Below are 25175 nucleotides of genomic sequence, written 5' to 3' on the forward strand. Positions count from 1 at the left end.
AAATCTGTTGATAAATAGCGATTAAACCAAAAAAGACTGCGCCATGGTGATTTGGGAAGCAGCTCCGTAAATAGAACCGCTTCACCTCACAAATGAAAAATCCTAGACTTCTTCAGGTTCAGGTCGCATTGCGATGGCATCATGTGCCGGAATATTACATAGCCGTTCATATGCCGGAGTATGGCATAGCCGGTCATAGATTGATTTACATCCTTTATACACCTTGCACAAGCCACCGCTGGCAACAAAAAAGGCTGTCGACGTTACTGCTATCTCTGTCAAATAGAGCGGGGTAAACGGAGTTAGTTTTCCGTACTCATCAGATTCATCACGGGACATATTATTAAAACAATGCTCCCTCAAAAAGACTTTACCAGGATCATTCAGTGGTGAAACGACCCGATTTTTTACAAAGGTAGTACACACCCCAACAGCAGTTGAATATAAGGCGTGAAAGATCGCTGATGAAAAAAAATCATTGCTTTTTTGCTGGGTTGAATTATCAGGCGGATTAGTCACAGCCTGGAGTTCGGGATTGCCAGGCATCGATGATCCAGCGTTAATACCGGAAGTACAAATTGTTAAAGTCATTCTTAATATCCATACTGGTTGTCATTTCTCAGACAATATCAGAAGGTATTTCGTTCAATTCTAATCAACTTTTTTCTAATTATTTTTACTATCAATGATTCATATTTTGATGTCGGTGGAAATTTTCCCGGTTTGGCTTTTCAGGTTAGCTGCGGGCTTTTTTCCTGCCACGGGCAAATGGAATGGGAAAGCGCTGGAATGGCGAACGGTCATCCCGGATAAGAGATGACCAGAGTCATCCGAAAACCATAACACCTGTATAGCATTATGGCTGCTATCTGGTCAGGAATTCAGACAGGGGAAGAGACTGAGACTTCATCATAGACTTCTGGATAGTCTCCTGCGGGTTGATTTGTTGCGACATCATGCCCGGAAAAACAGGTGCATGCCCGGTCATAAATAGATTTGCATCCCTCATACAAAGTGCAAAAGCCACCGGTGGCAAGAAAAAAGCTGTTGAGGCAACGGCCACCTGCGCGAAATGAACCGGAGCATACGGAGTTAGATGTGCGTACTCTTTTCTCTCATCAGAGGTCAAATTATTGAAACAATGATAGGCCAAAAAATCATCGCGAGGTTGATTCAGTGCTGAAACAACGAATTGGTTTACCAGGGTAGTATACGATCCAAAAGCTATTGCATAAGCTGCATGCGTGAGCGTGGATTTTAAAAGATCTTTGCCATTTCGCCGGGTTGAATTATCAGGTGATTGAGTGGTTGCATCATGATTACCTTGCAGCACAGGGGCAGTATTATTAGTTGAAAAGCATAGCGTCATGTTGATGTCCTCGTTTGTCTTTTTTTGGACACTATCAGAAAGTATTTCGTTCATTTTTTTTATTGAGATTATTTCTTGCACTTCCTTCAACCTCTGCCACAATTGAGTTTTTACTTTTCAACAAATCCAGCCTGCCTGACACAATTACCTGACACAATTACCTGACACAATTACCTGACACAATTACCTGACACAATTAAAAGGAGTCCACATGAAGTTTGCATTTATCTATGCCATGCCCGGCCTACAGTCCTCATCCATTCAGGAGAATGTTACTGAAAAAGCCCACTTTTATTGTGTATCCGTTGATATGAACCACAGGGAAACCGCCGCAGATATCGCCAGAGAACTGGTTGAAAAAAACGGTGTACAGATGATTGAACTTTGTGGTGGGTTAGCCAGCGCTGAAATTATTGCACTGGTAAAGGAAGAAACCGAAAACAGGGTACCTGTTGGGGCAGTATTTTATGGACCTGAAAGTAGAAAGTCCCTGATTGAACTGATGGGCATTTAGCCATTTGAAAAGCCTTTATCTCCGCTACGCGGAATGAAATGAGATTGCTCCGTCGAACCCTTTACCAGAATATCTTTCAGCATTCTGATATAACCAATGGCTCCACGCAACACATCAACATTCTTTATTTTCTTCTTACGAATCCCTTCGGAGAAATAAGTTCCACAGAGCCGTTCTTTTAAATCACCCATTGCAACCCTCATTATTGCCGTACGTTTCCGTTCTCGGACATTATGCTCGAGTCGTTTCTCACTGACTCCTGTCTGGTGTGCCACCTTGCACCCTCTATTCCTGGATGATGAACCTTTACGTCAAAGTCCATCAGCTGTAAAAACTGTTGCACAAAAAACGCTGACAACCCTAAAAAACAACGTAAGCGCATTCAAAACCCACGCTCTACCACTTTAATCTCCATTACGAAATCATAAGCCTCCAGTCTACATGGAGGCAAACATTTCTACACACTCCCTCAGAGAGAAGTGGCAACAACGCGTTCAATCCTGGCGTGATTCCGGATTAAGCCAGAGCTCCTGGTGTAAGCAACACAACCTCAGACCAAACCAGTTTTGGTACTGGAGAAAAAAGTTTGATGAAGCTTCTTTGCCCGTTGCCACTACAACACATAAAGAGGATAAGCCTTCTGCCTTTGTACAAGTCATTCCTGTCTCCCAGGCTGAAGTCGCAGGCACCGCTCTTTCATCGCTCAGCGTCACACTGCCCAGTGGGTTAACGGTCACAGGCTTTGACCAGACCAATCTGAAGTTAGCACAACAACTGATAGGGCTGCTCCAATGAGTCTGCCGGTTATGCGTCCTCCAGTGACCCTTCCCAGAGTCTACCTGCATCGAGACCCGGTCGATTTCCGGAAATCTTTCAAGAATCATCAAAGCCGCTGAGTTGCCCAGGCATCCTATTCCCAAGTCAGCAGTGACAACCTGCATGCTGGCCTACATCATTGTTGCCAAGTTCTGTGATGCCCTGCCTCTGTACCGGCAGGAAAAAATCCTCGCCCGTTACGGTGGTTCGGTCACCCGCACGACTATGGCTAACTGGTTGATGCGTCTGTCCCGGCAACTACAGGGACTGATCAACCTGATGTACGACCATCAGCGGACAGGACGAGTGATTAATGCTGACGAAACCCGGATACAGGCACTTAAAGAACCCAGCAAGGCAATAACATCGGACAAATACATGTGGGTCACACTGGGTGGGCCACCGGGACAAACCGCCGTGTTGTTTGAATATGATCCTTCCCGAAGCAAGGAGGTTCCCCTGCGCCTGTTTGAAGGGTTCAGTGGTTACCTGCAAACGGATGGTTACAAAAGCTACGATGCAGTCTGCCGTCAGGAAGGCATAACGCAGCTTGGCTGTTTTGACCATGTGAGACGTAAATTCACCGATGCCCAAAAAGGTGAGACCAAACCAGGTAAGAAGGTAAAGGGCAATAAAGTCAGCAAGGCAGATGTAGCCCTGGGCAAAATCCGCAAGCTGTATGCCATTGAAGAAGAGATCAAAGGACTCACCGCAGCAGAGAAAAAAGTCCGCCGACAGGAAGACAGTAAGCCACTGCTTGATGACCTGCACCAGTGGCTACAGAAAAACGTCACCCGGCTGATACCGGATAGTCTTACCCATAGAGCCATGAGCTATGCCCTGAACCAGTGGTCAAAACTGGTGGTTTACTGTGAAGACGGACACCTCAACATTAGCAACGCGGCAGCTGAGAACGCTATCCGCCCCTTCACTGTGGGTAGGCGTAACTGGCTCTTTGCTGATACCCCGAAAGATGCCAAAGCGAGTGCAACCTACTACAGCCTGATCGAAAGCGCGAAGGCCAATGGGCTGGAACCGTTCGAATACCTGAGTCACATTTTGAAAGAACTGCCTTATGCCGACACGGTTGAGAAACTGGAGCAGCTCCTGCCCTGGGCAGTGAAAGCATCTAAAGGATAAGTCGTAAAGTTTGGGCTGGCTATGACGGTGGTTTTATTGGCGCTTACAGACCACCTGATTCAGGTCAGGTCGGTGGTCACGGCTGTAACCGCGGCAGATATGGATACAATTCAAGTCATCAGGATTTTCATGACTGTTATAGATTCCATCCACATGAAAGCTGGTGCCATCCAGATTTAATGCCTTGCAGGGCAGCTTCAGATGATTGACAACCTTAACGGCAAGGTTCAGGTACAAGTCACTGACGCCAGCGTCGTACAGGCTATCAAGGGCCCGACCAAGTACCTTGTCGTTCAAGTGTTCGGGTTGTATGCCTTCCCCGATGAGGCGATCAATCGGCTTGTCCTCAAAAAACTCAGGGAACATATACAGAGTTTGCCCTGTAAACCCCAACCCATTGATTATCATTGCGACCACCGCTTGTCCTATAGTGACATTACGCGCATCGGAGTCATTAGTTATACGCGCATCGATGTATTCGGCTATCTTTAGCTCCCGACACATAGCGGCAACCAAGCCAAGGTGGTTCAGGTTCTTAAACTGGTATTGAACTGGCAACATGTCGACGTTCCTGAATATCTGATCAATCCTTTGACAACAGATTTCAGAAAAATATCAATCGGGGTGGTGAAAGGCAGTTCGATGCTTCTTTTTCTTATCTTTGTTCCGGAGCATTAGGTTCAGTAGGTCAAGAACAGCAATTTGATGCCACCGAACAGCAGCCTATTTATCAAGGCATACCCGTTCAAGTTCTGAACCCCATTTCTATCTACAATTGCCGACCAGATATATATCAAATTAAAGCTAATCATTCTAATACAATGATTAAATATCACATTAAATCTCTAACAAAATTCGATTCAGAAAACGCTTCTGAAACAGGTATTCCAGAAATACCACAAGCCATTCTTGATGAATATATTCCTTACCAGCCTAATTATAAACCCGGTAAGCATAGATTATTACTAACACCAAATGCTCCCTTTCCGCAGCTAATATCGTGGGACGAGATTGAAATTAACGAGCCAACAGCAGCGAACCAAACCAGCTCAGGTTTACAGTTAACCAACCTTACTGCCGGAATTCACAGTTCACAAGATTTACGGCCAGTTGCTGTCGTTAATCCATTATACATGCACCAGCCTACCATTGATAACCAAACAAACCAGACAGAAGGTAATGTTGATGGCAGCTCTTCACTTGCCGAGCGCAAAAGGGAGCGCCGAAGAGTACGCGGAAGGCAGCGCTACCAGACAGATCCCGCTTACGCCGAGCACCAAAGGGAGCGCCAAAGGGAGTACAAAAAGGGAGCGCTACCACGCAGACCCCGCCGCTTACGTCAAGCGTCAAAAGGAGCGAAGAAGGGGGCGCTGCCAGGCAGATCCCACTCACGCGGAGGGACAAATGATCTATAGACAGACCTACAAAAGAATCAAAATACAAACCTCCAACAAGGAAGAAGCGAAAAAGCAAGCTGTGATCGCAAGAGAACGGTATCTTCAGTCAGTCAATTTAGCTAAAAACTCAGGTGATTTACCACTGACTTTCGAAGGGTTTTAAATCGCTATTTGTAATAACAAATATTTATACCTCGCTGACTTAAATCAAGAATAATTTGTGAAAGAGAGGAACTTTTATAAAAATGCATGGTCGTAAGCTGTAACTCATTAAATCGATAACTCAATGGATCAGATTAATCAATTTCCTACATTTGATGCTTATTTTAATTGTCTTTGTTCCAGCGCATTAGGTTTTGCAAATCAAGAACAGCCATCAGGTGCCACCGAACACCAGCCTGTTTATCAAGGCATACCCGTTCAAGCGCAGAACTCTATTCCTATTTACAATATCGGACCAGATACATATCAGAATGAAGCTGATCATTTTTATTCATTGAATCAATATAATATAACAAACCTCAATTCAGAAAACGCTTCTAAAACAGGTATTCCAAACATACCACAATCCATTCTTGATCAATATGTTCCTTACCAGCAGGGTTATGAAACCGTTATTAATCCATTATTACTAACACCAGGCACTCCCTTTCAGGAGCCAATTTCGTGGGACGAGCTTAACATTAGAGAGCAAACAACAGCGAATCATACAAGTTCAGGTTTACAGTTAACTCATCTTCCTGCCGCAATTCATAGTTTACCAGATTTACGGCCAGTTGCTGTCGTTAATCCGTTATCCATGCACCATGCTACAAGTGTTAACCAAACAACAAATGATCCCCCCCCCACAGGCAGAAGTCAATGTTGATGTCAGTTCTTCACTTGCCGGGCGTAAAAAGAGCACCAAAGGGAGCGCCACCAGACATATCTCACTCACGTCGAGCACCAAAGGGAGCGCCAAAAGGAGCTTCGCAAAGATCCCGCTTACGCCGAGCGAGAAAGGGAGCGCAGAAGGAAGCGCTACCGGACAGATCCCGCTTATGCCGAACGCGAAAGGGAGCGCAAAAGGAAGCGCCACAGGGAGCGTTCCCAGACTGATCCCGCTTACGTCGAGCGCCAAAGGGAGAGCGTGAGGGAGCGTCGCAAAGATCCCGCTTACGCCGAGCGCGAAAGGGAGCGCCAAAGGGCGCTTAGCAAAGATCCCGCTTACGCCGAGCGCAAAAGGGAGCGCCAAAGGGAACGTCGCAAAGATCCCGCTTACGCCAAGCGCGAAAGGGAGCGCCAAAAGGAGCTTCGCAAAGATCCCGCTTACGCCGAGAGACAAAAGATCTATAAAAAGACCTGCCAGAGAATCAAACTACAAACCACCAACAAGGATGAAGCTAAAGAGCAAGCTGTGATCGCAAGAGAGCAGTATCTTCAGTCAGTCAGTTCAGATAAAAACCCCAATAATCAACTACTGACGTCTAATTTAATGGAAACGCCCCAGAGTTCCATTAAAAATTCAGAAGGTACTGCGCCAGATTCGGCGCAACTCCTTTTATTTCCCTCCCTGAACAAAAGCCTTTAGACCAACTCCCACTGACTCGCCTTTCACGGTAATAATCGAACCATCCTGGAGCTCTGCCTGACTGGTGCCATTACCGTTATTGCGGTGATGGTAGCCAAAACTTCCACTCCTCCAGGTATCAATGCCTTGAACTGCTGCAGGATATTCATGTAGTTGACAGATTCTCCAAAACCCTTGCCAATCAATAATGATCAAGTTGATGGGGTCGATATGGCTTGTATATTTATTGAACGTGATTCTCGTATATCCAGCCAGCCACTATCAAACTGTTCCTTGTCAAAGGCAGCCCAACCGGACTGCGTACCGCCGAAATGTCCAATTGGACAGGCAAGGCCATTGCCGGACCTCGAAGTGATCTTGATGATTTTCTGACTCGGCCAGAGTTGAGCAGCCCAGGGGTTTATCTGCTAAGGGGCACTGATTCTGAGTCTGGAGATCCGGTTTTTTATATAGGCGAAGCAGAGGACGTTTCCAAGCGGCTGAAACAGCATGCCAAAAATGAGGAAAAAGACTACTGGATTCACACCTCTGCCTTTGTCAGCAAAGACGATAACCTGACGAAAGCCCATATACGCTATATAGAGGGAAAACTGATTGTTTGCTGTTTGAGGTAGCCACCATCGTCTTGCCGGTATAACCGCCATATTGATCCAGCAAGGGGCTTTCTACCTCAGTAATTCCCACAACGACTGAAAGCCCGCTGTTCCCAAGGTCTGGAAGCTTACAGGACAATTTCAGCTACGCAGTCTAAAATAGATGATGCTTTTGGCAAAATAGCAACACAGTATCCTATGCCTACCTCTCATAATCATTCGGTTACTACTGACCTCATTGATCTTGTCTTTGAACAAGTTCAAGAGATTCCCGATCCTCGCTCACAAAAAGGGCGCTCATCAAATTTTTCCATTTCCGATTTGTTTATGTATGCCCTTGCTGTTTTTCATAACAAAAATCCATCGTTACTGGCCTGCGATGACAAACGTGAACAGCCCACTATCAAGGAAAACGCCAAGAGTTTATATCATGTTCAAAATATACCCTGTGATACCTATCTGAGATCAATAATTGATCACGTTAAGACAAAGCATATTCGACCACTGTTTCTCGCCCTTTTTGCTTATTGTCAGCGTCGTGGGAAATTGAAACATTTTCAATATTTTAAAGAGGGCTACCTGGCTCCCATTGATGGCACACAAACTTTTACGTCAAAGAGTATCAATTGTAAAAACTGTTGCACAAAAAACGCCGACAATCCTAAAAAAACAACTGTTTTCTATCATCAGTTATCCGCGATCTGTCTTGTAAAGCCAGGATTGAAAACAGTTCTGCCGTTAATGCCAGAACCTATTACTCAACAAAAAGATGCTTCCAAAAATGACTGTGAAGTGCGTGCCCTTGAACGCATTCTGGAAGATCTCTCCAGGGAACACTACCACCTGAAATTGGTACTGGGTTTAGATGGTCTCTATTCCAAGGGGCCAACCCTTAAACTCATCCGGTCTTATGGTCACAATTTTATCACTGTTGCCAAGGACAGTGATCATGAGGCTTTGCTGGAAGCCGTTGATGATCTGGACCGGGAAGGCAAAGTCCGTCGGTTCACTTATACCGACAAACGGGGTCACCGGCATTCGTCTCGCTACGTAAACGATGTTCCACTCAATAAGTCACATCCTGATTTTATGGTCAATTATGTCGACTATGTGGAAACGGATTCGGATGGAAAAATAAAGTACTGCAATAGCTGGGTAACCAGCCTGCCCATTCACAACCATATGTGTTGCATGAAAATCATGCGAGGAGGACGCGCACGGTGGTTAATTGAAAATGAAACGTTCAATACACTGAAGAATTTGGGTTACAGTCTTGAGCATAACTATGGTCATGGTGAAGAGAATCTGGCAAGCAACTTTGCCTGTCTGATGTTTCTTGCCTTTCTGATTGATCAAATTGTTGAGCTTTCCTGCCCATTATTTAATGAAGCGCTGAAGGCTAACAAGCGGAAAAAGATTTTTTGGGAAAAGCAGAGGAATTTTTTTGAGATTTTTGTGGTTAGTTCCTGGGTGTTATTCATGAAGGGGCTGATCTTGCAGGGTACACCTGAACCAAAACCGAAAGGCAAGCGAGTGAAACCAAGTGAACAGCCAAAACGGAAAATGATCAGCATCCGGAGTTTATTCCCTGATACGGCATAGTTACCAAATAATAACCCATTTTCTTCAGTGAATTTAAGTTAACCTATGGATCAGATTTTGTGCTGAGTTTTTTGTTTGTGTCCAAAAAAGTAATGAGACAATTAAGGGAAAATCTTTATTTTTTCCCTTTTTGCGGGAATTGCTGTTTCTACCTTGGCACTCGCCACCAAAGGGGCATAAACGCTTTTAGCTTTTAGCTTTTAGCCTTTACCGTCAGGTCGCCTGCGGTAATGTTGGCGCTCATCGGCTGAATGCCATAGTAACGGGAGGTATCGGCTATCTGTGTTTCCTGAATACGGCTGGTTTCTTCCTCTGGCTCCCCCGGCACTGGTGGCGCTCCGACAAAGGTTGTCACCAAAGGAGCGCTAATCTCCATTTCCACTTTACGCCGATCAAAATCCACATACTTTTGCCCGTCGTTAAAAGTAAAAGTCTCAACGGAATAATCAACGGCAGTAATACGAATCTCGACTTGAGAGTTCCCAAAGCACAATAGTTCAGCAAAAAGTGAATAAACTGCTAATAGCAACCATCCCCAACGATGAAATCCGAGATGGTTGCCATGCTCACATCAGATCACCGAGTAATCCTTCAGGAGCTCGCTTTATATACAACCTTTCTTGCCAGAGCGCTATCACCAGTTGCGGTACCAACGTTCTGCGAGCTACTTTTCGGCTGTATGCTTTCAACCGATGGTTTCGTTACACAGGCACTTTTATCCATTGATTTTCATTGTGTATGGAGCAGTTACCACCACTGGATCTCACAGGGTAAATGGCGATGGAAGCACCTGGCGTGTCGCTTGATCCGACTGGTCTGTTCAAAGGCACCGCCAGATGAACCGATTACTCTTGCTCTTGATGACTGGGTGATAGAACGGTTTTCTGACAATGCCCCTGCTTGTCGTACCCACCATCAACACAGCAAGAAGACTAATCGACCTCAGTACATTTGGGGGCAATGCTGGGTGTCACTGGCCGTTATATTCGAACGGGTAGCAGACGAGGTTTTCACCGGCATCCCTATTATTTCATTTCCGGCCCCTGCTTCAGGTAACGCCAGCAAACTCAAAATCGCTGTTGCCATGCTCAAGGTTGTACGCAAGGAAGTACGGGACCGCGCATTACGGCTGGTGGCGGACTGCTGGTACATGAATCGGACGCTGATGCAGCCAACACTGGAAATGGGTATTGAAGTCATTGGTCAAATACCATCAAACCGGGCCCTTTATGCATTACCGACATTACCCGCAGTCAAAAAACCGGGACGTCCCAGAAAATACGGCACCAGGATGACAGCTGAGAAGGTAGAAAAACTCCCTGAGCACAAAGCCATAGTATGGATGTATAGCAAGTTTCGCACCGTGCGATATCGTACTCTGATTTGTCGGGCAAAATTCCTCAAAGGGCGAGAAATTCGGGTTGTCTGGAGCTGTTTTGAGAATGATAAGGGGCTGACTGAAAAAAGAATTTTCATCTCAACCAATACAGAACACGAAGGGCTTGATGTACTTCGTGGTTATGCAAAGCGGTGGCCAGTTGAGCCTATGTTTCACCAGCTCAAACATGCATTTGGCTGCTGTCATCTGTGGCAGCAAAAATTGAGAACACTTCTGCGCTGGATGCATTTGAAAATGGCAGGTTATGCATTATTACAGTTGTTGACCGTCTGCAAAAATCAGTCATGCCTGAAGATTTCCCGGATACCCTGGAGATCTCCGGATACAACAACCGCAGGCATGATGAGAATTGCCCTGTCACGAATTATTCCAAGGTTCCCCATTCGTAAGGGCTGGGATAGATATCATCAAAAATATGAGTTCAATTTCGATGAACTGTCCGGCCAGTTGAAGATAGATAAAGCAGAGGCTGCATAAATACAGCCATTTAGAGAAAAACCGGCAATAAAAGCGAACCTGAAAAAATTGTTCGCTGATGTCGGCTTGTTATTTTATTGAAACCTGGCCAGTCTTTCGTGTTATGCAAAGTCTAAAGTTGAGCACAGGAATTTAAGGAATGCGAGAATTGATAAGTCCTACTACAATTTTTTAAATGAAAGAATGGATAAAGCTGGATTTGACAAGGGTTTACTTAAAGAAAAAAACTCCAAAGAAATTGCCGATATTCTTATAGATCATCAAATCATGACTAAGGTTGATGCCAAATACCTGCATAGAATTAATGTTGACTTAGACGGTTCACCATTTTGGTAGATAAATGAGTTCAATTACTGTCTCATTCAAAAATATTCATATTAGGCATTTTAAATTCGAACATGATTTTTCAATCTCTCCATGTGCCACTGTTTGGTTGATTCTACCAAATATGGCATTTGCTCAGCAAAATGGGTTTTGTCCCAAGGATTCTGTACTTTCGACTCCCAAATGTTGTCGTGTAAGTAAAGTATAGAGCGGTATATAGCTGAACTTTACAGATGGTTCCATCAGCAAAGTGGATTGAGCAAACATGCTTGCAATGAGCAGTCATGTAACAGGTTTCACCAACTTTGAATAGCGAAATATCTGTAATAGAAGGGCTGTTACCAATAAGGCCGGGAATTTAGTTAGTTTCCTGAGGGGCATGCTGTTGATGAGCCAGTCAGCTTGGATCAAATACCGGGAATTGGTAAAGAATCAATAAATCGAGTTGTCGTTTACAGTGGTAAAACGTATCAGACCTCGATAGTTTTCTGGCTGTAACCCTATGCTGTTACAAAAGTCATCAAAGAGCATTTCTATTCTATTTGAGTCACTATCTTCAACGTCATCCAATTTTAAAAATAATAGAATTTTATTTTTTTTTGCGATAGCGTATTCATCCATGCCAGTATTATCTCGTTAATTTTTCTTGCTTCCTGACTTGTTCGGGCACCATGCCAAAAACGTAATTCAAGAGTTCCATCTGGTTTACAGACTCTTTTTTCTGAATTATTGTTTGCATTATGCGGCGCAAGTCTGATTTTAGCAGGACAATATACATGTTTTAATTGCCATAGTTGTTGAAAGGTGTACGCATAAGTATAAAAACCCGTAGGTTGCGTTGTTTTTCCGGCAGCAAGCTCTTTATTGATGAGTTGGATGGTGTGATCCAGGAGGGATTTCCACTGAGGAGCGCCATTACACATAGACAGATATGGAAAAAATTCTTCACACTCACGCTCTCTGTCAAGGGCTTTGACTAAAAAGCGTTTATTTTCTATCGAAAGTAAAATCTGAATAACAATTCCGGGTTATTTGAGATAGAGTTTCGGATATCTATATGTTTATGCCCAGATATGCCTTTCAATAAAAACAGGTCTGCCGGGGCAAGAATAAATATATCAAAAAGCTCATAAGCAGTATAAGTAGCTCCATTGCAGGTGAAAACCTGATCTATTGTATAAGGGCTGCAATTCACCTCAAAGACACCAAAATCAGGATAAAACTTACAATTCCAGTCACCGAAAGTGAAATCAAGCTCTTTAACCCGGTTGCTATTTTCAATGATTATGGAGAATTCTGATTCTGGTATATTCATGGACGACATTAAGAAAGATATATGTTCAGACCACTTTTTTATAAGGAGATCTGGTGAAAGCTTTTTACCTGGTGAAATTTCAAGGCTGAATTCAAACTCTTCTCCAAATCTTACAAGGTCGGGGTTAAATTCTGCTGTTTTTAAAAAACTATTGTTTAATAAAGAATTCTGAGTTTTAAATGCAGGTTCATCATAACAAAAATGATCACGATCTGAAAATCCATCAAAAAGAGTTTTGAATAAATGCTGTGGTGCGCCAGAGTTACAGAAGAAAGACCATAACTCACTTTTTTTAGAAGTTTCTACCGATTTTGTATTCAGTGTATCTTTTGTATCCAGTGCATCTTTTGAATATAGTTTACTCCAATAAAAATTATTTAATATTAAAAAAGTGGAGATAAATTTAGATGAGTTCTTTCTTCAGGTAGGAAATGGAATAGCTCTGTTTTTTCATTATAAGTTTTTAAGTAGTTGCCAATTGTTTTTTTATTTAAAAAAAGTCTCTTCCCCCACCAGAAGTCATTGAGAGCAAAAAATCTGCAAGAAAATGATCCGGGAAGCGAAATATAGAGTCTGGTAGATCTATGTGATTTTTAAGTTCAATGAGCAAAGGAAGTAATCCAAGAAAAAATATAATATTTTTTCACAAAACCGGTCTTTGCTATTTCTGACACATAATCCGCAGGTCTTGATTAATTCCTCATTGTTATCAGGCTTAGGGTATTTTTCTAAAATTTCAAATGGGTCTGTTTTTTTACAAGAAGCCATTTCTATATCAATTATCAACAAGAATTCAAATAATCGGCTAATTATATTTGCAGCTTCTGTTTCATAACAAAAACAATGTACAAACTGACTGTAAGTTTCAAGCAAATACCGCATAATTTCTGGATTGTTCCAGGCCCTGTCGATTATTGGCTAAAAATCCCAATCATTTGAAACTTGATTGGAGTGATGATAGGGGCTGGGAAGTCGGGAGAATAACCTCGTTACCTAACTCATCTCAATGTCCATTGGACAGTGACAATTTGCATAAGTTCATAATAACCCAGTAAGAATGTATAACAAAAAAATTCCAGGCGACTCATTCGTCTGGAAACTCCCGGCGGTGAGGTCAATGTGGGGATTGATTCAAAGGATGAAACCAAACGGCTGGATGTCCTGAAAAATGCAGGTGTAAGAACGGTCTGATAAAACTGGATACTATTTCTCTTCCAGATGATCTGCTCTGGATCAATGAATATGAGTGGAATCTGGTAGGGCATACCACCGGGCGCAGCCTGACCGAGGCTTTATTGGTACAAAAATACCAATTAGTTCATGGCCGTCCTATTGTTCCTTCTGGAGGCCGATTGAGTTTCCCAGTTAACAGTCAAGAGCCTGTTTGCTCTGCCCGGGGCGTTTCAACTCAATTAGAAGTCAGTGGTAAACCACCCGGGTTTTAGCTGAATTGACTGACGACACTGCTTTTTGTTATCCCTTTGGCTCTCGGCGTAAGCGGGATCTTTGCAAAGCTCCCTTTTGCGCTCGTTGTAAGCGGGATCTTTGCGAAGCTGCCTTGCGCGCTGCCTTTCGCGCTGGACGTAAGCGGGATCTTTGCGAAGCTCCCTTTGGCGTTCCCTATGGTGTTGGACGTAAGCAGGATCTTTGCGAAGCTCTCTTTGGCGCTCCTTTTTGCGCTGGACGAAAGCGGGATCTGTCTGGTAGCGCTCCCTTTGGTACTTCCTTTTACGCTCCCTTTCGCGCTGGGCATAAGCGGGATCTGTCTGGTAGCGCTTCCTTTGGCGTTCCCTTTGGAGCTTCTTTTGGTGCTCCCTATTGCGCTCGGCGTAAGCGGGATCTTTGTGAAGCTCCCTTTGGCATTCAATATGTGAAGGATTTTCATCAATAGCTTCTTCTGTCTGAATCGCAGGAGATGTATCTTGTTGATGATGTTCACTTTGCAATCGTGGGATAATAATCGCAATCGGTGCTTTAGATTTAGATAAATTACCAATACCATCTTGGTTAGGAATTTGAATAGGTGGATTAAGTTTGGTATTAACATCTCTCGAGCTTTGCGAGGTAGATTGAAAACCCTTTGTTAAGGAGTATATTGAAAAAGGATTATTTTCAGGGTCATATTTTACAGGCTGATCATTTTTCGGTGGTTCAGTTGGATTTATGGGTATAGCTACTGGAATTGCAGGAGAATCTTTATAGTTGGTTTGATTTTGTACAGCGAAAGCTTTCAACCATTTTTTTTTAGGACCTAAATCTCCTTGATGGTCTGAACTTGTGGATTGCTCAGTGATATCATGGTTAGTTACAGATTGTTCAACTTCAGTAACCATTCGGGAGAAAGCCTGACCTGTTGCACCTGATTCAGCTAAAGTCGTGCCTTGAATATTGGAAAAGCAATTAGGGACTGGATTTAATTGCGAAAAATTTAGTCTGTCCATTGAATTATTGAATCATTGAATTATGGCTTAAGACCGTGTTTTCTTATAAAAGTTCCTCCCCGAAAATCAGCACCTCAAAGATGAGGAAGACGGTGACGATCAGGGCACTGGAAATTGGCTAGGTCTATAAGCTGACCATGACAGAATCAGCCAGTTCATCGGTATTACTGCCGTCGATTACTCCGTTGAGATTTTACCTGTTACTGCCTTTCACCACCCCTATCAGGAATACACCGACTCATAAAAATTGCCCAAAATCTGCATGATCGTCCATTGTCTTTCCTTCAAACCGACCACATGTTCCTCCTGATTATTGACCGTTAAGACATTTATTCCCTGGAAACAGAAAAACACCCATCTCGCCGTTGGATTCTGGCAGGGCTTCTTTTTCTGGTTTGGAAATACTCGGCTCTGTTTTTTCAGCTCGTGCCTTATTTTGTGCTGGATAGCAGCATAGACCATCAGGCACAGTGTCATCACCATTAACAGAGCTTCAATACGCTCAGCTTTCTTCAGATAGAGTGAAGAGACCAGAAAGTCCGGGCTTTTCAGGAATCGAAAGCCGCCCTCAACCTGTTGTTGTGACTTGTAGGTAGACAACAGCTCCGTGGCATTCATGCAATTCTGATCCAATTCATTGGTGCCCAGGATAAAGCAACCCAGTGAGGCCTGTGCATTCTCCCTTTTCTGACAGGGAACAAAGCATTCAGCCTGCACAAAGTACTCGAAGTGATCGGGCTTGCTATCCGGCGATGGCCGTCCCCTACCCGAATAACAGGGTTTACCGGTAACCTCAGGCTCCGTTGCATTCTGGCAGAGTTTCGATTGTTTCTGCCATAAGGCAAAAGCCTTCAATGCATCGTCCCGACACAGAAAGGCCTTTTTTCCCAGCTTTTCCAGATCACGGGCTTCTTTCAGTGACTGCTTCTGCATCTTTCGGGTCAGTGTTTTCTGTTCAACCAGCCTGCGCTTTTTGTTGAGAAACAAGAACCATCGTTGTTTAACATCTCCATAGCAGGAAGGCACTTCAGCAGAGTAATAATCTTCATAGCCTTCAACCGGCTCCAATGACATGGCTGGCGCTTTGCCGACCAGCTCCTTTGCACCCTTGATATTCAGGGGCACACGGGAGATAAACAGCTGCTTTTGCTCGTCAAGCAACTGAAGGGTTCCAGCAACGTACATGGCGGCATCAGCGACCAGATAGCGGCTATTCAAAGTCTCCTTGAAACACGACAGATGATTTTTGATAATTTCCTGAAAACAAGTCTTGTCGTTTACATTACCGCTAGCAGGTGCCATAAACACTGGAATACCTGCCTCATTTTCGGTCATTAACTGCAAGACCACTTGGTTCAGGTCAGGTCGGTGGTCACGGCTGTAACCGCGGCAGATATGGATACAATTCAAGTCATCAGGATTTTCATGACTGTTATAGATTCCATCCACATGAAAGCTGGTGCCATCCAGATTCAATGCCTTGCAGGGCAGCTTCAGATGATTGACAACCTTAACGGCAAGGTTCAGGTACAAGTCACTGACGCCAGCGTCGTACAGGCTATCAAGGGCCCGACCAAGTACCTTGTCGTTCAAGTGTTCGGGCTGTATGCCTTCCCCGATGAGGCGATCAATTGGCTTGTCCTCAAAAAACTCAGGGAACATATACAGAGTTTGCCCTGTAAACCCCAACCCATTGATGATCATTGCGACCACCGCTTGTCCTATAGTGACATTACGCGCATCGGAGTCATTAGTTATACGCGCATCGATGTATTCGGCTATCTTTAGCTCCCGACACATAGCGGCAACCAAGCCAAGGTGGTTCAGATTCTTAAACTGGTATTGAACTGGCAACATGTCGACGTTCCTGAATATCTGATCAATCCTTTGACAACAGATTTCAGGAAAATATCAATCGGGGTGGTGAAAGGCAGCTGTTATGTTGAACCGTCAGCAAGCAAAACACGACATTGATGCAAAGCCATGATTCAGATGAAGCATGATCAAGGCTATTGCCTGATGTTCACAGCAAGCTTCTTATGGATGCTTCAGTCAATCGTTGATTCATTTTGCAATACACTTGTTCATGGCTTGCTCGAAAGGAAAATATTTTTACTGGAACTCGGGGTCGTTTCAGCTGATTTAGAAAACAGTGGTAAATTAACTGACTTTTTAGCTGAATTGGCAGACTGATGATACTGCTTTTTGCGCTCCCTTTGGCGCTCCCTTTCGCGCTGGGCGTAAGCCGGATTTTTGCGAAGCTCCCTTTGGCGCTGGGCATAAGCGGGATCTGTCTTGTATCGCTCCCTCTGTTGTTTCCTTTCGCGCTCGACGTAAGCGGGGTCTTTGCGAAGTTCTCTTTGACGCTCCCTTTGGCGCTGGGCATAAGCGGGATCTGTCTGGTAACGCTCCCTCTGTTGTTTCCTTTCGCGCTCGACGTAAGCGGGGTCTTTGCGAAGTTCTCTTTGACGCTCCCTTTGGCGCTGGGCATAAGCGGGATCTGTCTGGTAACGCTCCCTTTGGCGCTTCCTTCTGCGCTCCCTTTGGCGCTCTTTTTCACGTTGGGCGTAAGCGGGATCTTTGCGAAGCTCCCTTTGGCATTCAATATGTGAAGAATTTTCATCAATAGCTTCTTCGGCTTGAATTGCAGGAGATGTATCTTGTTGAAGATGTTTACTTTGTAATCGTGGGGTAATAGTCACAATCGACGCAGTAGATTTAGAGAAATTGCAAATGTCGTCTTGATCAGTAATTTGAATAGGTAAATTAAGTTTGGTATCAATATCTGTCAAGCTTTGCGAGGTGGATTGAATATCCTTTGTTAAGGAGTATATCGAAAAAGAATTATTTTCAGGGTCATATTTTGCAGGCTGATGATTTTTCAGTGGTTCAATTGGATTTATGGGTATAACTACTGGAGTTTCAGGAGAACCTTTATAGCTGGTTTGATTTTTTACAGCGAAATCTTTTAACCATTTTTTTTTAGGATTTAAATATCCTTGATTATCTGAACTTATAGGTTGGTCAGTCCTGTCATGGTTAGTTACAGGTTGTCCAACTTCAGTAACCATTCGGGAAAAAGCCTGACCTGTTGTACCAGGTTCAGCTAAAGGTGTGCCTTGAATATTAGAAGGGCCATTAGGGGCTGGACTTGATTGAGAAGAAGTTGGTTTATCCATTGAATTATCGAATTATTGGATTGCAGCTTAAGATCACGCTTTCTTATAAAAGTTCTTCCCTTTCGCCACTCATTCTCCATTTATTTTGCTGATCAAAAGCGGGGGAGCAGTACCATCTAAATTTTTATCGGTATTCTGGGTTGTTTTAGCTAAATTAGAAGTCAGTGGTAGATCACCTGAGTTTTTATCTGAATTAACTGACTGAAGATACCGCGCTCTTGCGATCACAGCTTGCTCTTTAGCTTCTTCCTTGTTGGAGGTTTGTCTTTTGATTCTTTTGTAGGTCTTCATATAGATCTTTTGTGCCTCGACGTAAACGGGATCTTTGCGGAGCTTCCTTTGGTACTCTCTTTTGCGCTCCTTTTTGTGTTCAGCGTAAGCGGGATCTGTCTGGTAGCGAACTCTTTCTCGCTCCCTTTGACGCTTGACGTAAGCGGGATCTGTCTGGTAACGCGCCCTTTTGCACTCCCTTTGACGCTCGGCGTAAGCGGGGTCTGCCTGGTAGCGCTCCCTTTGGCGCTCCCTTTGGCGTTCCTTTTGACGCTCGGCGTAAGCGGGATCTTTCTGGTAGCGCTCCCTTTTATGCTTCCTTTCGCGCTCGACGTAAGCGGGATCTTTGCGAAGCTCCCTTTTATGCTTCCTTTTGCGCTCTCTTTCACGCTCGGCGTAAGCGGGATCTGTCTGGTAGCGCTCCCTTTGGCGCTCCCTTTTTAGCTCCCTTTGGCGCTTTGCATAAACGAGATATGTCTTGTAGCGCTCCCTCTGGCGCTCCCTTTTGCGCTCGGCGTAAACAGGATCTGTCTGGCAACGCTCCCTTTGGCGCTCTCTTTTGCCCTCGGTAAGCGCAGAACTGCCATCAACATTAACTTCTGCCTGGGTTGTTTGGTTATCACGTGTAGCTTGGTGCATGTATAACGGATTAATGACAGCAACTGGCCGTAAATCTTGTGAACAATGAATTCCGGCAGGAAGATTAGTTAACTGTAAACCTGAGCTTGTATGATTCGCTGTTGTTTGCTCTCTAATTTCAAGCTCGTCCCACGATATTAGCTGCTGAAATGGAGTACTTGGTGTTAGTAATAATGGATTTTTAACGTGTTGATAATCATGCTGGTAAGGAACATATTCATCAAGAATTGATTGTGGTATCTCTTGAATATCTGTTTCAGAAGCGTTTTCGGAATCGAGATTTGTTAGGGATGTAATAGTATATTTATCTAATGAATAAGAATGATTAGTTTCATTTTGATATGTGTCAGGTACGTTATTGTAAATTGGAATAGGGTTCAGCGCTTGAACTGGTATGCCTTGATAAATAGGCTGCCGTTCGTTGGTGCCGAATTGCTGTTCTTGATCCATTAAACCTGATGCGCTGGAACAAAAATAGTAAAAATAGGCATCGTATGGAGGAAATTGATTGCTTTGATACATCGAATTATCGAATTGTTGAATTACAGCTTAGGACCAAGCCTTCTTATATAAAGTTCCTCTCTTTGACAATTCATCGGGTGAAAGTCTCATACTGAACAAAACTACAAACTCAAGAGAATAGTATTTAAGCCCCGGAGCAAAAATACCCGAACAATAAAGACGACTAAACGCAGCTATGATTTTCATGTGACAAAAGAATTATCTGCGATAGGCAGCCCTCCATGGAAGCATGAATCAGTATCTGGAAGCGTATTGCCGGAAAATGGAGTCGCTTCCGGAAGAGAGTCGAATCAGTTACAAAAATATGCAGGCTATCAAACTCTGGCAAAAATGCTGGTTAACTGCGAAAAGCACCCAAGAAATTACCGGAGATATGTTGATTGATCTTCTGGATGAACGATTAGAAAAAGTAACGCCTGCCATCAATCATCTTTAAGTATATGTGTTGCGTCGTGCTTTGGATTTTCAAAAACGGGTTGGCCTGTATTTCAGACGGTTTATCACCGATGCTCTGATGAAAGAACTTTCGATGCTTAAGCTGGAGGGCAAGACGATACGCGCCTAACAGAGCATCAGGTGTATCTGCTTTACAAGGAGTTTCTGGAGGGTTACAACAACCCAAGGGCAAAAGTACCTTACCACTATCGGAATCCACCGGATTACTGGGCTGTTTGTAAGGCAATGGAAGAGAATTATTGGGCCAGAAATGAGTGCTTTATCCTCGCCGACAGCAGGGAATTGTAAAAGGGGCTGAGCAAAGCACAGACTTTATTGTGCTGTATCGCTCATAGCGCTGTAGTTATGGGCAATAATACTCCTTCGTAATTTCTCAAAAACTGCTGCAAAGCCCACAGGATAGAATCTGGGAAGCTTTTTCAATCAAACTCTCCAGCCTCGGGAACAGCGCTGCTCCATTTAACCTGTCTGTCAGATAGTCCCAGAATGAAAGACCATACAGGCGACACGTTTTCTTCAGACTGGCAAGGTGTCCGCGACTTTGCCGTCCTGCTTCGCTCCGCGTGCCGCCGCTAATCTTACGGCGCTTGACGTATTCTCGTATCAGGCTTTCACTCAGGTTGTTATGTAACGGAAGGCTTGGGTCTTCCAGTACCAGCAACAGCTCTTTTTCTATGACAGCAAGGCCTGAGAGCGCTTGCTGGAGAGCCCTGCAATTTGTGCGTGTCTGGATTAGGGCTAAAAAGCCTAGTCGTCCCTTCATGGCGTTCTCTTTGGAAGGCTCAGCCTTGAAGGCTTTCAGATCATCATAAATCGCCCAGAGCCATGTCCGGCACCATTTCTGGGCACTGGCTTGTTGCTCATTGACAGGATGAACCTTGTACAGCAACCGCTCTGCATGTACCCAGCACTGGGCGTGTTTGAACACATTGAACTGTTGTGCGCCATCGCTGAAGGTTGTCAGATGCCCTAAGCCATGTTCTATCAAACTGGCATAGATCAAGGCTTCACTGGCTTGTTGCAGGCGTTTTTTGCCTGTCAGGCCATGCTCTTTCATGCAGGCCTTCCAGGCTTCATAACTCAGGAAAGTCACTCCAACGTATGGCTGGAGTACACGCAGCCACTTTTGGGGATATTTGAGTGTCCTCAGGTAGTCCAGGGCATTCCCTGTCATCGCGTACGTCCGAAAAGGCCGGTGCAGAAGGCTTAGAAAATTCTCCCGGCTTTTGCTACCTGTGGTGGCATACCAGGCAAACGACTCATTACAGATGATGGTGCAGTAACCATTTTGTCCTTGATGCCTTGCCCCTGTGTCGTCTGTCTGAATGTAGCTTGAGCAACGAAGGCCTGCGACCAGGATCTCATCCTTCTCACTTTGAAACTGCTCATTCCCTTTAGTGATCAGGTTGCTCAGTTCCCCCGGCGAGATGGAGAGGCCAATATCCCAGAGCCATTCCAGCAGCTGCGGTTGGGTAACACCACAACCGAAATACTGGTGAAGAATGTAGGCTTGCAATGTCGGGCCATAATGGTGCCCGTGCAAATTCGCTGGAGGCTTGGCAGTGACTGTTTTCCCGTCCGGTGTTATCCATTGATCAAGCAAATATTCGACACTGGTTGGCTTGATCACCAGATCTTGTACATAGAATGGGGTAGTGCCGTTCCAGGTAGATCCCGGAGGAACACCACAGGCCGGGACACGTATGCTCTTTTCAGGCGGTGGCTTTGTGGGTTGCTTGCGCTGATTACGAGTACTTTCATCCGGTTTGCTGACCTTATGTTTTGGGACATCATCCGGGTCAGCTTCATCACCTTGACCGGTTGCCGGTGGAGTACCGGGAGGGCCGTCTGAGTCATCAGGGGGCTTGGTATTTGGTTTGATGTCAGGCTTGGGAGGCAGCTTTTTAAGACGGCGGATTTCAGCCTCAAGGGCTTCAACTTTCTCCTGTAGCTGAGTGATCTGCTCTTGCTGCTGAACGCCTTGTGCCTGCAGCCTGGCAATCAACTCCTTCTGGAGAACGTTCTCTTTCTGGGACAGAGCCAATGCTTTCTGGGACAAAGCCAGCGACTCCTTGAGCAATGTGTTGTGCTGCTGGAGCTGAGCAAGATAATCCAAGACTTTTTGGCCTGGATGGTCATGCTGGACATTGGTTGCAGGAAAAGGAAAATTCATGGTGTAAAAGGATAGGCTAGAGACGTGTATTTTGCTTTATGTCAGCACTTTCTGAGAACATACCTGAATTTTTACTAAAACTCTTGGGTCGTTTCAGCTAAATTAAAAGTCAGTGGTAAATCACTTGGGTTTTTAGTTGAATTGACTGACTGAAGATACCGCTCTCTTGCGATCACGGCTTGCTCTTTAGCTTCTTTCTTGTTGGAGGTTTGTATTTTGATTCTTTTGTAGGTATTTGTATAGATCTTTTGCCCCTCGACGTAAGCGGGATCTTTGCGAAGCTCCCTTTGGCGCTTCCTCTGGCGCTCTCTTTTGCGCTCGGCGTAAGCGGGATCTTTGCGAAGCTCCCTTTGGTGCTCCCTTTTGCGCACCCTTTCGCGCTCGGCGTAAGCGGGGTCTGTCTGGTAGCGCACCCTTTGGCGCACTCTTTCGCGCTCCCTTTTGCGCTTGGCGTAAGTGGGATCTTTGCGAAGCCTTCTTTGGAACTCCTTTTCGCGCTCGGCGTAAGCGGGATCTGTCTGGTAGCGCTTCCTTTTGTGCTCCCTTCGGCGCTCTCTTTTGCGCTCGGCAAGTGAAAAATTGCCATCAACATAAACTTCTGCCCGGGTTGTTTGATTATCACTTGTAGTTTGGTGCATGTATAACGGATTAACGACAGCAACTGGCCGTAAATCTTGTGAACTATGAATTCCGGCAAGAAGATTAGTTAACTGTAAACCTGAGCTTGTATGATTCACTGTTGTTTGCTCTCTAGTTCTCGTCCAAAAACGCATCAGCCAATCATAATCGGACTATACGTACGTTTTAATATTTCCTGAAATTCCAGCGATCCAGAAAAAAACCTCCTTTTTTTTCTCTAATCTGGGACGGATATTGGAGAAAAACGCAAAAAGCAGGCAGAAAACATCCTCCCACCATGCTGGAAAGGTACTTTGATGTAGCGTGGAGGTGGCTATCAGGATGGTGCCGGGTGCCTGGCCAGAATCACCAGGTTGTAACAGACCACCGATAACCAACAATGAGAGTCAAAACGCTCAGAACCCTTGCAGTGGCAACGTGATAGCCCAAAACATCTCTTTAGCCACGAAATTCCCGCTTCAATACCTGCCCGGAAGCGAAAGAGCGTTTTATACACATACTGACTTTTAGTCATCTCTTCGACTTCAAGTCCGCGCTTCTTATTAAAAGCCACATCGCTGATTCCCATAGCCTTGGCTTTTTCCAAATTTACTCGACACGCGTATCCACCGTCACCGCTTGTCTGGCGAGGTACACGACCATAAATTTCTTTTTGTCTTTCCATCATCGGAATGAATCGGTCCGAATCCGCTGGGTTACCTTCCTCAATAACCAGGTCCAGGATCAATCGACTTTTTCCCTGAACCAGGTTCAGTTTATGGCCGTACTGCACTTGTCGCCTGTCTTTTACGATGATATCCGTATGGGGTTCATACAGGCTAACCACTTTCTCCTGGGCTGGCACCTTTTCACCCTTAAAGACCCTGCGCTCTGTCTGGGAGACTATTACATCCACCAGGGGTAACAGGTGATCCACATCGGCCTGCCACTTGTCGGCATCATCAGCCAGGAGACACTGCCCCTGCTGACGGGCGTCTGCAAGCTTGACAGTGGCTTCGATAAGCACCTTCCGGGATTTTCGGGTCAACTGCAGCAGTTTTTTATAATGCTGTTGCCGCTCTTCTTTACCAGAGTAGATGCATTTTCTGGCCGCATCTTTTACGGCTCGGTTGTGATGGGTATATTCATAAAGCGGTGTCGCTGTCAGTGTTTGTCCCCGTTCCAGCAGACGACAAATTTCTTTAACGGAACTGGCTAAAAGATCACTGTCGCAGGGAGGTTTGATATCCGATTCGGTGACTGTGCTGTCAATAGCCACAGTACGCCCTTTTTCAATACCCTGATCTTTAGCGGTCATTAGCTGACAGTTATTAATCCGCTCCCATGTAGATGCAGTAAGAAGGCTGATGAGCCCATGCAAACTGGAGCGACTGGGGCGCTGGTTTGGTTCGAGGCGACAAAAGTCTCGAAAGAGCATGGAGTCCATCAAAACAAACGACAAGTAGTCATAATCACAATTCAAATACTGTTTCAGAAGTGCCGCACGAAGAACGGATTCTGCTGATAGTCCGTTCCGCCCAGTGTTCTGTTTATCACCAGAACTTAAGTCCTCATAAATCCAGTCATTGAACTGTGGATGGGCATCAAGCCATTGCGAGATACCGGAAAGCTGGGAGCAGATTTCATGAGGTACGTAATGGAGTTCCATACTACACTGCAAATTGCGTTTTTTGCGCATTTGGAGCCCTCTGTTTTTGGCAATCCCTTATGTTTCTTGGTCTTGGGAAGTTTAGTCGCCAGATAGCAGTAGGGCTCCACTTAATTTTTCAGAATAAAATCTACAGTTTTCAATTGGTTGTGTTTTTGGACGAGAACTCTCTAATTTCAAGCTCGTCCCACGGTATTAGCTGCTGAAAGGGAGTACTTGGTGTCAGTAATAATGGATTATTAACAGTTTCATAATCATCCTGGTAAGGAATATACTCATCAAGAATGGATTATGGTATCTCTTGAATACCTGTTCCAGAAGCATTTTCTGAATCGAAGTTTGTTAGAGATTCAATGTTATATTTAATTAATGAATTAGAATGATCAGCTTCGTGTTGATATATATCTGGTGCGCTATTGTAAATAGAAATAGAGTTCAGCACTCGCACTGGCATGCCTTGATAAATCGGCTGCTGTTCTTGGTATGCTAAACCTGATGCACTGGAACAAAGATGATAAAAATAGGCATCGTATGAAGGAAATTGATTGATTTGATACATTGAAATATTGAATTATTGAATTATTGAATTACAGCTTAAGACCACGCCTTCTTATAAAAGTTCCTATCTTTCACCACTCATTCTTTATTTATGTCAATAAAGCATAAAGAATTGCTGTGTGTATTACTAATAG

26 protein-coding genes and 1 pseudogene are annotated in these 25175 nt (G+C 44.5%); 13 read left to right on the forward strand and 14 right to left on the reverse strand.

Translation table 11 applies throughout. The annotated features are described in order from the left end of the window. Positions 1 to 102: 102 nt before the first annotated feature. Both O3276_RS04525 and O3276_RS04530 read right to left on the reverse strand, forming a co-directional pair. Positions 103 to 591, reverse strand: a complete 489-nt coding sequence (locus tag O3276_RS04525) for a hypothetical protein (protein ID WP_269674564.1) — start codon at positions 589 to 591, stop codon at positions 103 to 105. Positions 592 to 865: 274 nt separating this feature from the next. Further along, positions 866 to 1450: a hypothetical protein gene (locus O3276_RS04530; RefSeq protein ID WP_269674565.1), complete on the reverse strand. Its 585-nt coding sequence runs from the start codon at positions 1448 to 1450 to the stop codon at positions 866 to 868. A 130-nt stretch (positions 1451 to 1580) separates the two neighbouring features. Here O3276_RS04530 and O3276_RS04535 point away from each other — a divergent pair, with 130 nt between their 5' ends. Further along, positions 1581 to 1883 carry a DUF6506 family protein gene (locus tag O3276_RS04535; protein ID WP_269674566.1) on the forward strand — a complete coding sequence of 101 codons (303 nt, stop codon included), beginning with the start codon at positions 1581 to 1583 and terminating at the stop codon, positions 1881 to 1883. Here the strand turns inward: O3276_RS04535 and O3276_RS04540 are convergent. Further along, the gene (locus tag O3276_RS04540) at positions 1880 to 2158 is read right to left on the reverse strand and encodes a helix-loop-helix domain-containing protein (protein WP_269674567.1); all 279 of its coding nucleotides are present in this window, start codon (positions 2156 to 2158) and stop codon (positions 1880 to 1882) included. The genes O3276_RS04535 and O3276_RS04540 overlap by 4 nt on opposite strands. A 166-nt stretch (positions 2159 to 2324) precedes the next feature. On the opposite strand from O3276_RS04540, the gene tnpA reads away from it, so the two are divergent. Both tnpA and tnpC read left to right on the forward strand, forming a co-directional pair. After that, positions 2325 to 2678, forward strand: coding sequence for an IS66 family insertion sequence element accessory protein TnpA (gene tnpA / locus O3276_RS04545; protein WP_269674568.1), 354 nt, complete (start codon positions 2325 to 2327; stop codon positions 2676 to 2678). A gap of 87 nt (positions 2679 to 2765) precedes the next feature. Further along, entirely contained in the window at positions 2766 to 3839 is a 1074-nt protein-coding gene (tnpC, locus tag O3276_RS04550; RefSeq protein WP_269675935.1) for an IS66 family transposase, read from the forward strand. A 48-nt stretch (positions 3840 to 3887) separates the two neighbouring features. Here the strand turns inward: tnpC and O3276_RS04555 are convergent. Further along, positions 3888 to 4400 (reverse strand): annotated as a pseudogene (locus O3276_RS04555) (IS1634 family transposase); the annotation flags it as partial. Positions 4401 to 4660: 260 nt separating this feature from the next. On the opposite strand from O3276_RS04555, the gene O3276_RS04560 reads away from it, so the two are divergent. From O3276_RS04560 to O3276_RS04585, 6 genes are all read left to right on the forward strand, one after another. Then, the gene (locus O3276_RS04560; RefSeq protein WP_269674570.1) at positions 4661 to 5254 is read left to right on the forward strand and encodes a hypothetical protein; all 594 of its coding nucleotides are present in this window, start codon (positions 4661 to 4663) and stop codon (positions 5252 to 5254) included. Continuing rightward, a complete protein-coding gene (locus O3276_RS04565) occupies positions 5244 to 5399 on the forward strand; it encodes a hypothetical protein (protein WP_269674571.1) in 156 nt (51 codons plus the stop codon). Before O3276_RS04560 ends, O3276_RS04565 begins: the two co-directional genes overlap by 11 nt. A 123-nt stretch (positions 5400 to 5522) precedes the next feature. After that, complete coding sequence (locus tag O3276_RS04570) at positions 5523 to 6104, forward strand: hypothetical protein (RefSeq protein WP_269674572.1); 582 nt, start codon at positions 5523 to 5525, stop codon at positions 6102 to 6104. A gap of 261 nt (positions 6105 to 6365) precedes the next feature. Beyond that, positions 6366 to 6806: a hypothetical protein gene (locus O3276_RS04575; RefSeq protein WP_269674573.1), complete on the forward strand. Its 441-nt coding sequence runs from the start codon at positions 6366 to 6368 to the stop codon at positions 6804 to 6806. 311 nt (positions 6807 to 7117) lie between these two features. Then, the gene (locus O3276_RS04580; protein ID WP_269674574.1) at positions 7118 to 7420 is read left to right on the forward strand and encodes a GIY-YIG nuclease family protein; all 303 of its coding nucleotides are present in this window, start codon (positions 7118 to 7120) and stop codon (positions 7418 to 7420) included. A 177-nt stretch (positions 7421 to 7597) separates the two neighbouring features. Then, positions 7598 to 9001: a hypothetical protein gene (locus O3276_RS04585; protein ID WP_269672872.1), complete on the forward strand. Its 1404-nt coding sequence runs from the start codon at positions 7598 to 7600 to the stop codon at positions 8999 to 9001. Between the two features lie 193 nt (positions 9002 to 9194). Here O3276_RS04585 and O3276_RS04590 read toward each other — a convergent pair whose 3' ends face one another. Beyond that, positions 9195 to 9404 carry a hypothetical protein gene (locus O3276_RS04590; RefSeq protein ID WP_269674575.1) on the reverse strand — a complete coding sequence of 70 codons (210 nt, stop codon included), beginning with the start codon at positions 9402 to 9404 and terminating at the stop codon, positions 9195 to 9197. 159 nt (positions 9405 to 9563) lie between these two features. On the opposite strand from O3276_RS04590, the gene O3276_RS04595 reads away from it, so the two are divergent. Together O3276_RS04595 and O3276_RS04600 are read left to right on the forward strand one after the other, a co-directional pair. Then, on the forward strand, positions 9564 to 10877 hold the full coding sequence (locus O3276_RS04595; RefSeq protein WP_442876587.1) for an IS701 family transposase: 1314 nt from the start codon (positions 9564 to 9566) through the stop codon (positions 10875 to 10877). A gap of 183 nt (positions 10878 to 11060) precedes the next feature. Next, a complete protein-coding gene (locus O3276_RS04600; RefSeq protein WP_269674577.1) occupies positions 11061 to 11213 on the forward strand; it encodes a hypothetical protein in 153 nt (50 codons plus the stop codon). A 560-nt stretch (positions 11214 to 11773) separates the two neighbouring features. Here the strand turns inward: O3276_RS04600 and O3276_RS04605 are convergent. From O3276_RS04605 to O3276_RS04625, 5 genes are all read right to left on the reverse strand, one after another. Then, positions 11774 to 12124 carry a hypothetical protein gene (locus tag O3276_RS04605; RefSeq protein WP_269674578.1) on the reverse strand — a complete coding sequence of 117 codons (351 nt, stop codon included), beginning with the start codon at positions 12122 to 12124 and terminating at the stop codon, positions 11774 to 11776. Positions 12125 to 13928: 1804 nt separating this feature from the next. Then, positions 13929 to 14957, reverse strand: a complete 1029-nt coding sequence (locus tag O3276_RS04610; protein ID WP_269674579.1) for a splicing factor U2AF large subunit — start codon at positions 14955 to 14957, stop codon at positions 13929 to 13931. A gap of 222 nt (positions 14958 to 15179) precedes the next feature. Beyond that, positions 15180 to 16814 (reverse strand): IS1634 family transposase, encoded by a 1635-nt coding sequence (locus tag O3276_RS04615; protein ID WP_269674580.1) that lies wholly within the window; start codon positions 16812 to 16814, stop codon positions 15180 to 15182. Positions 16815 to 17041: 227 nt separating this feature from the next. Then, the gene (locus O3276_RS04620) at positions 17042 to 18136 is read right to left on the reverse strand and encodes a hypothetical protein (RefSeq protein ID WP_269674581.1); all 1095 of its coding nucleotides are present in this window, start codon (positions 18134 to 18136) and stop codon (positions 17042 to 17044) included. 69 nt (positions 18137 to 18205) lie between these two features. Then, positions 18206 to 19045 carry a hypothetical protein gene (locus O3276_RS04625; RefSeq protein WP_269674582.1) on the reverse strand — a complete coding sequence of 280 codons (840 nt, stop codon included), beginning with the start codon at positions 19043 to 19045 and terminating at the stop codon, positions 18206 to 18208. A gap of 751 nt (positions 19046 to 19796) precedes the next feature. Between O3276_RS04625 and O3276_RS04630 the strand changes: the two genes are divergently transcribed. Together O3276_RS04630 and O3276_RS04635 are read left to right on the forward strand one after the other, a co-directional pair. Continuing rightward, entirely contained in the window at positions 19797 to 20003 is a 207-nt protein-coding gene (locus O3276_RS04630; RefSeq protein ID WP_269674583.1) for a hypothetical protein, read from the forward strand. 140 nt (positions 20004 to 20143) lie between these two features. Continuing rightward, the gene (locus O3276_RS04635) at positions 20144 to 20311 is read left to right on the forward strand and encodes a hypothetical protein (RefSeq protein ID WP_269674584.1); all 168 of its coding nucleotides are present in this window, start codon (positions 20144 to 20146) and stop codon (positions 20309 to 20311) included. An 85-nt stretch (positions 20312 to 20396) separates the two neighbouring features. Here the strand turns inward: O3276_RS04635 and O3276_RS04640 are convergent, their stop codons facing one another. The 4 genes from O3276_RS04640 to O3276_RS04655 form a co-directional block, all read right to left on the reverse strand. Next, on the reverse strand, positions 20397 to 22139 hold the full coding sequence (locus tag O3276_RS04640) for an IS66 family transposase (protein ID WP_269674585.1): 1743 nt from the start codon (positions 22137 to 22139) through the stop codon (positions 20397 to 20399). Positions 22140 to 22270: 131 nt separating this feature from the next. Further along, positions 22271 to 22834 carry a hypothetical protein gene (locus tag O3276_RS04645; protein ID WP_269674586.1) on the reverse strand — a complete coding sequence of 188 codons (564 nt, stop codon included), beginning with the start codon at positions 22832 to 22834 and terminating at the stop codon, positions 22271 to 22273. A gap of 317 nt (positions 22835 to 23151) precedes the next feature. Next, the gene (locus O3276_RS04650; RefSeq protein WP_269673722.1) at positions 23152 to 24513 is read right to left on the reverse strand and encodes an ISNCY family transposase; all 1362 of its coding nucleotides are present in this window, start codon (positions 24511 to 24513) and stop codon (positions 23152 to 23154) included. A gap of 259 nt (positions 24514 to 24772) precedes the next feature. Then, positions 24773 to 25042, reverse strand: coding sequence for a hypothetical protein (locus O3276_RS04655; protein ID WP_269674587.1), 270 nt, complete (start codon positions 25040 to 25042; stop codon positions 24773 to 24775). Positions 25043 to 25175: the final 133 nt, after the last annotated feature.

The organism is Endozoicomonas sp. GU-1, from assembly GCF_027366395.1.
Lineage (GTDB): Bacteria > Pseudomonadota > Gammaproteobacteria > Pseudomonadales > Endozoicomonadaceae > Endozoicomonas.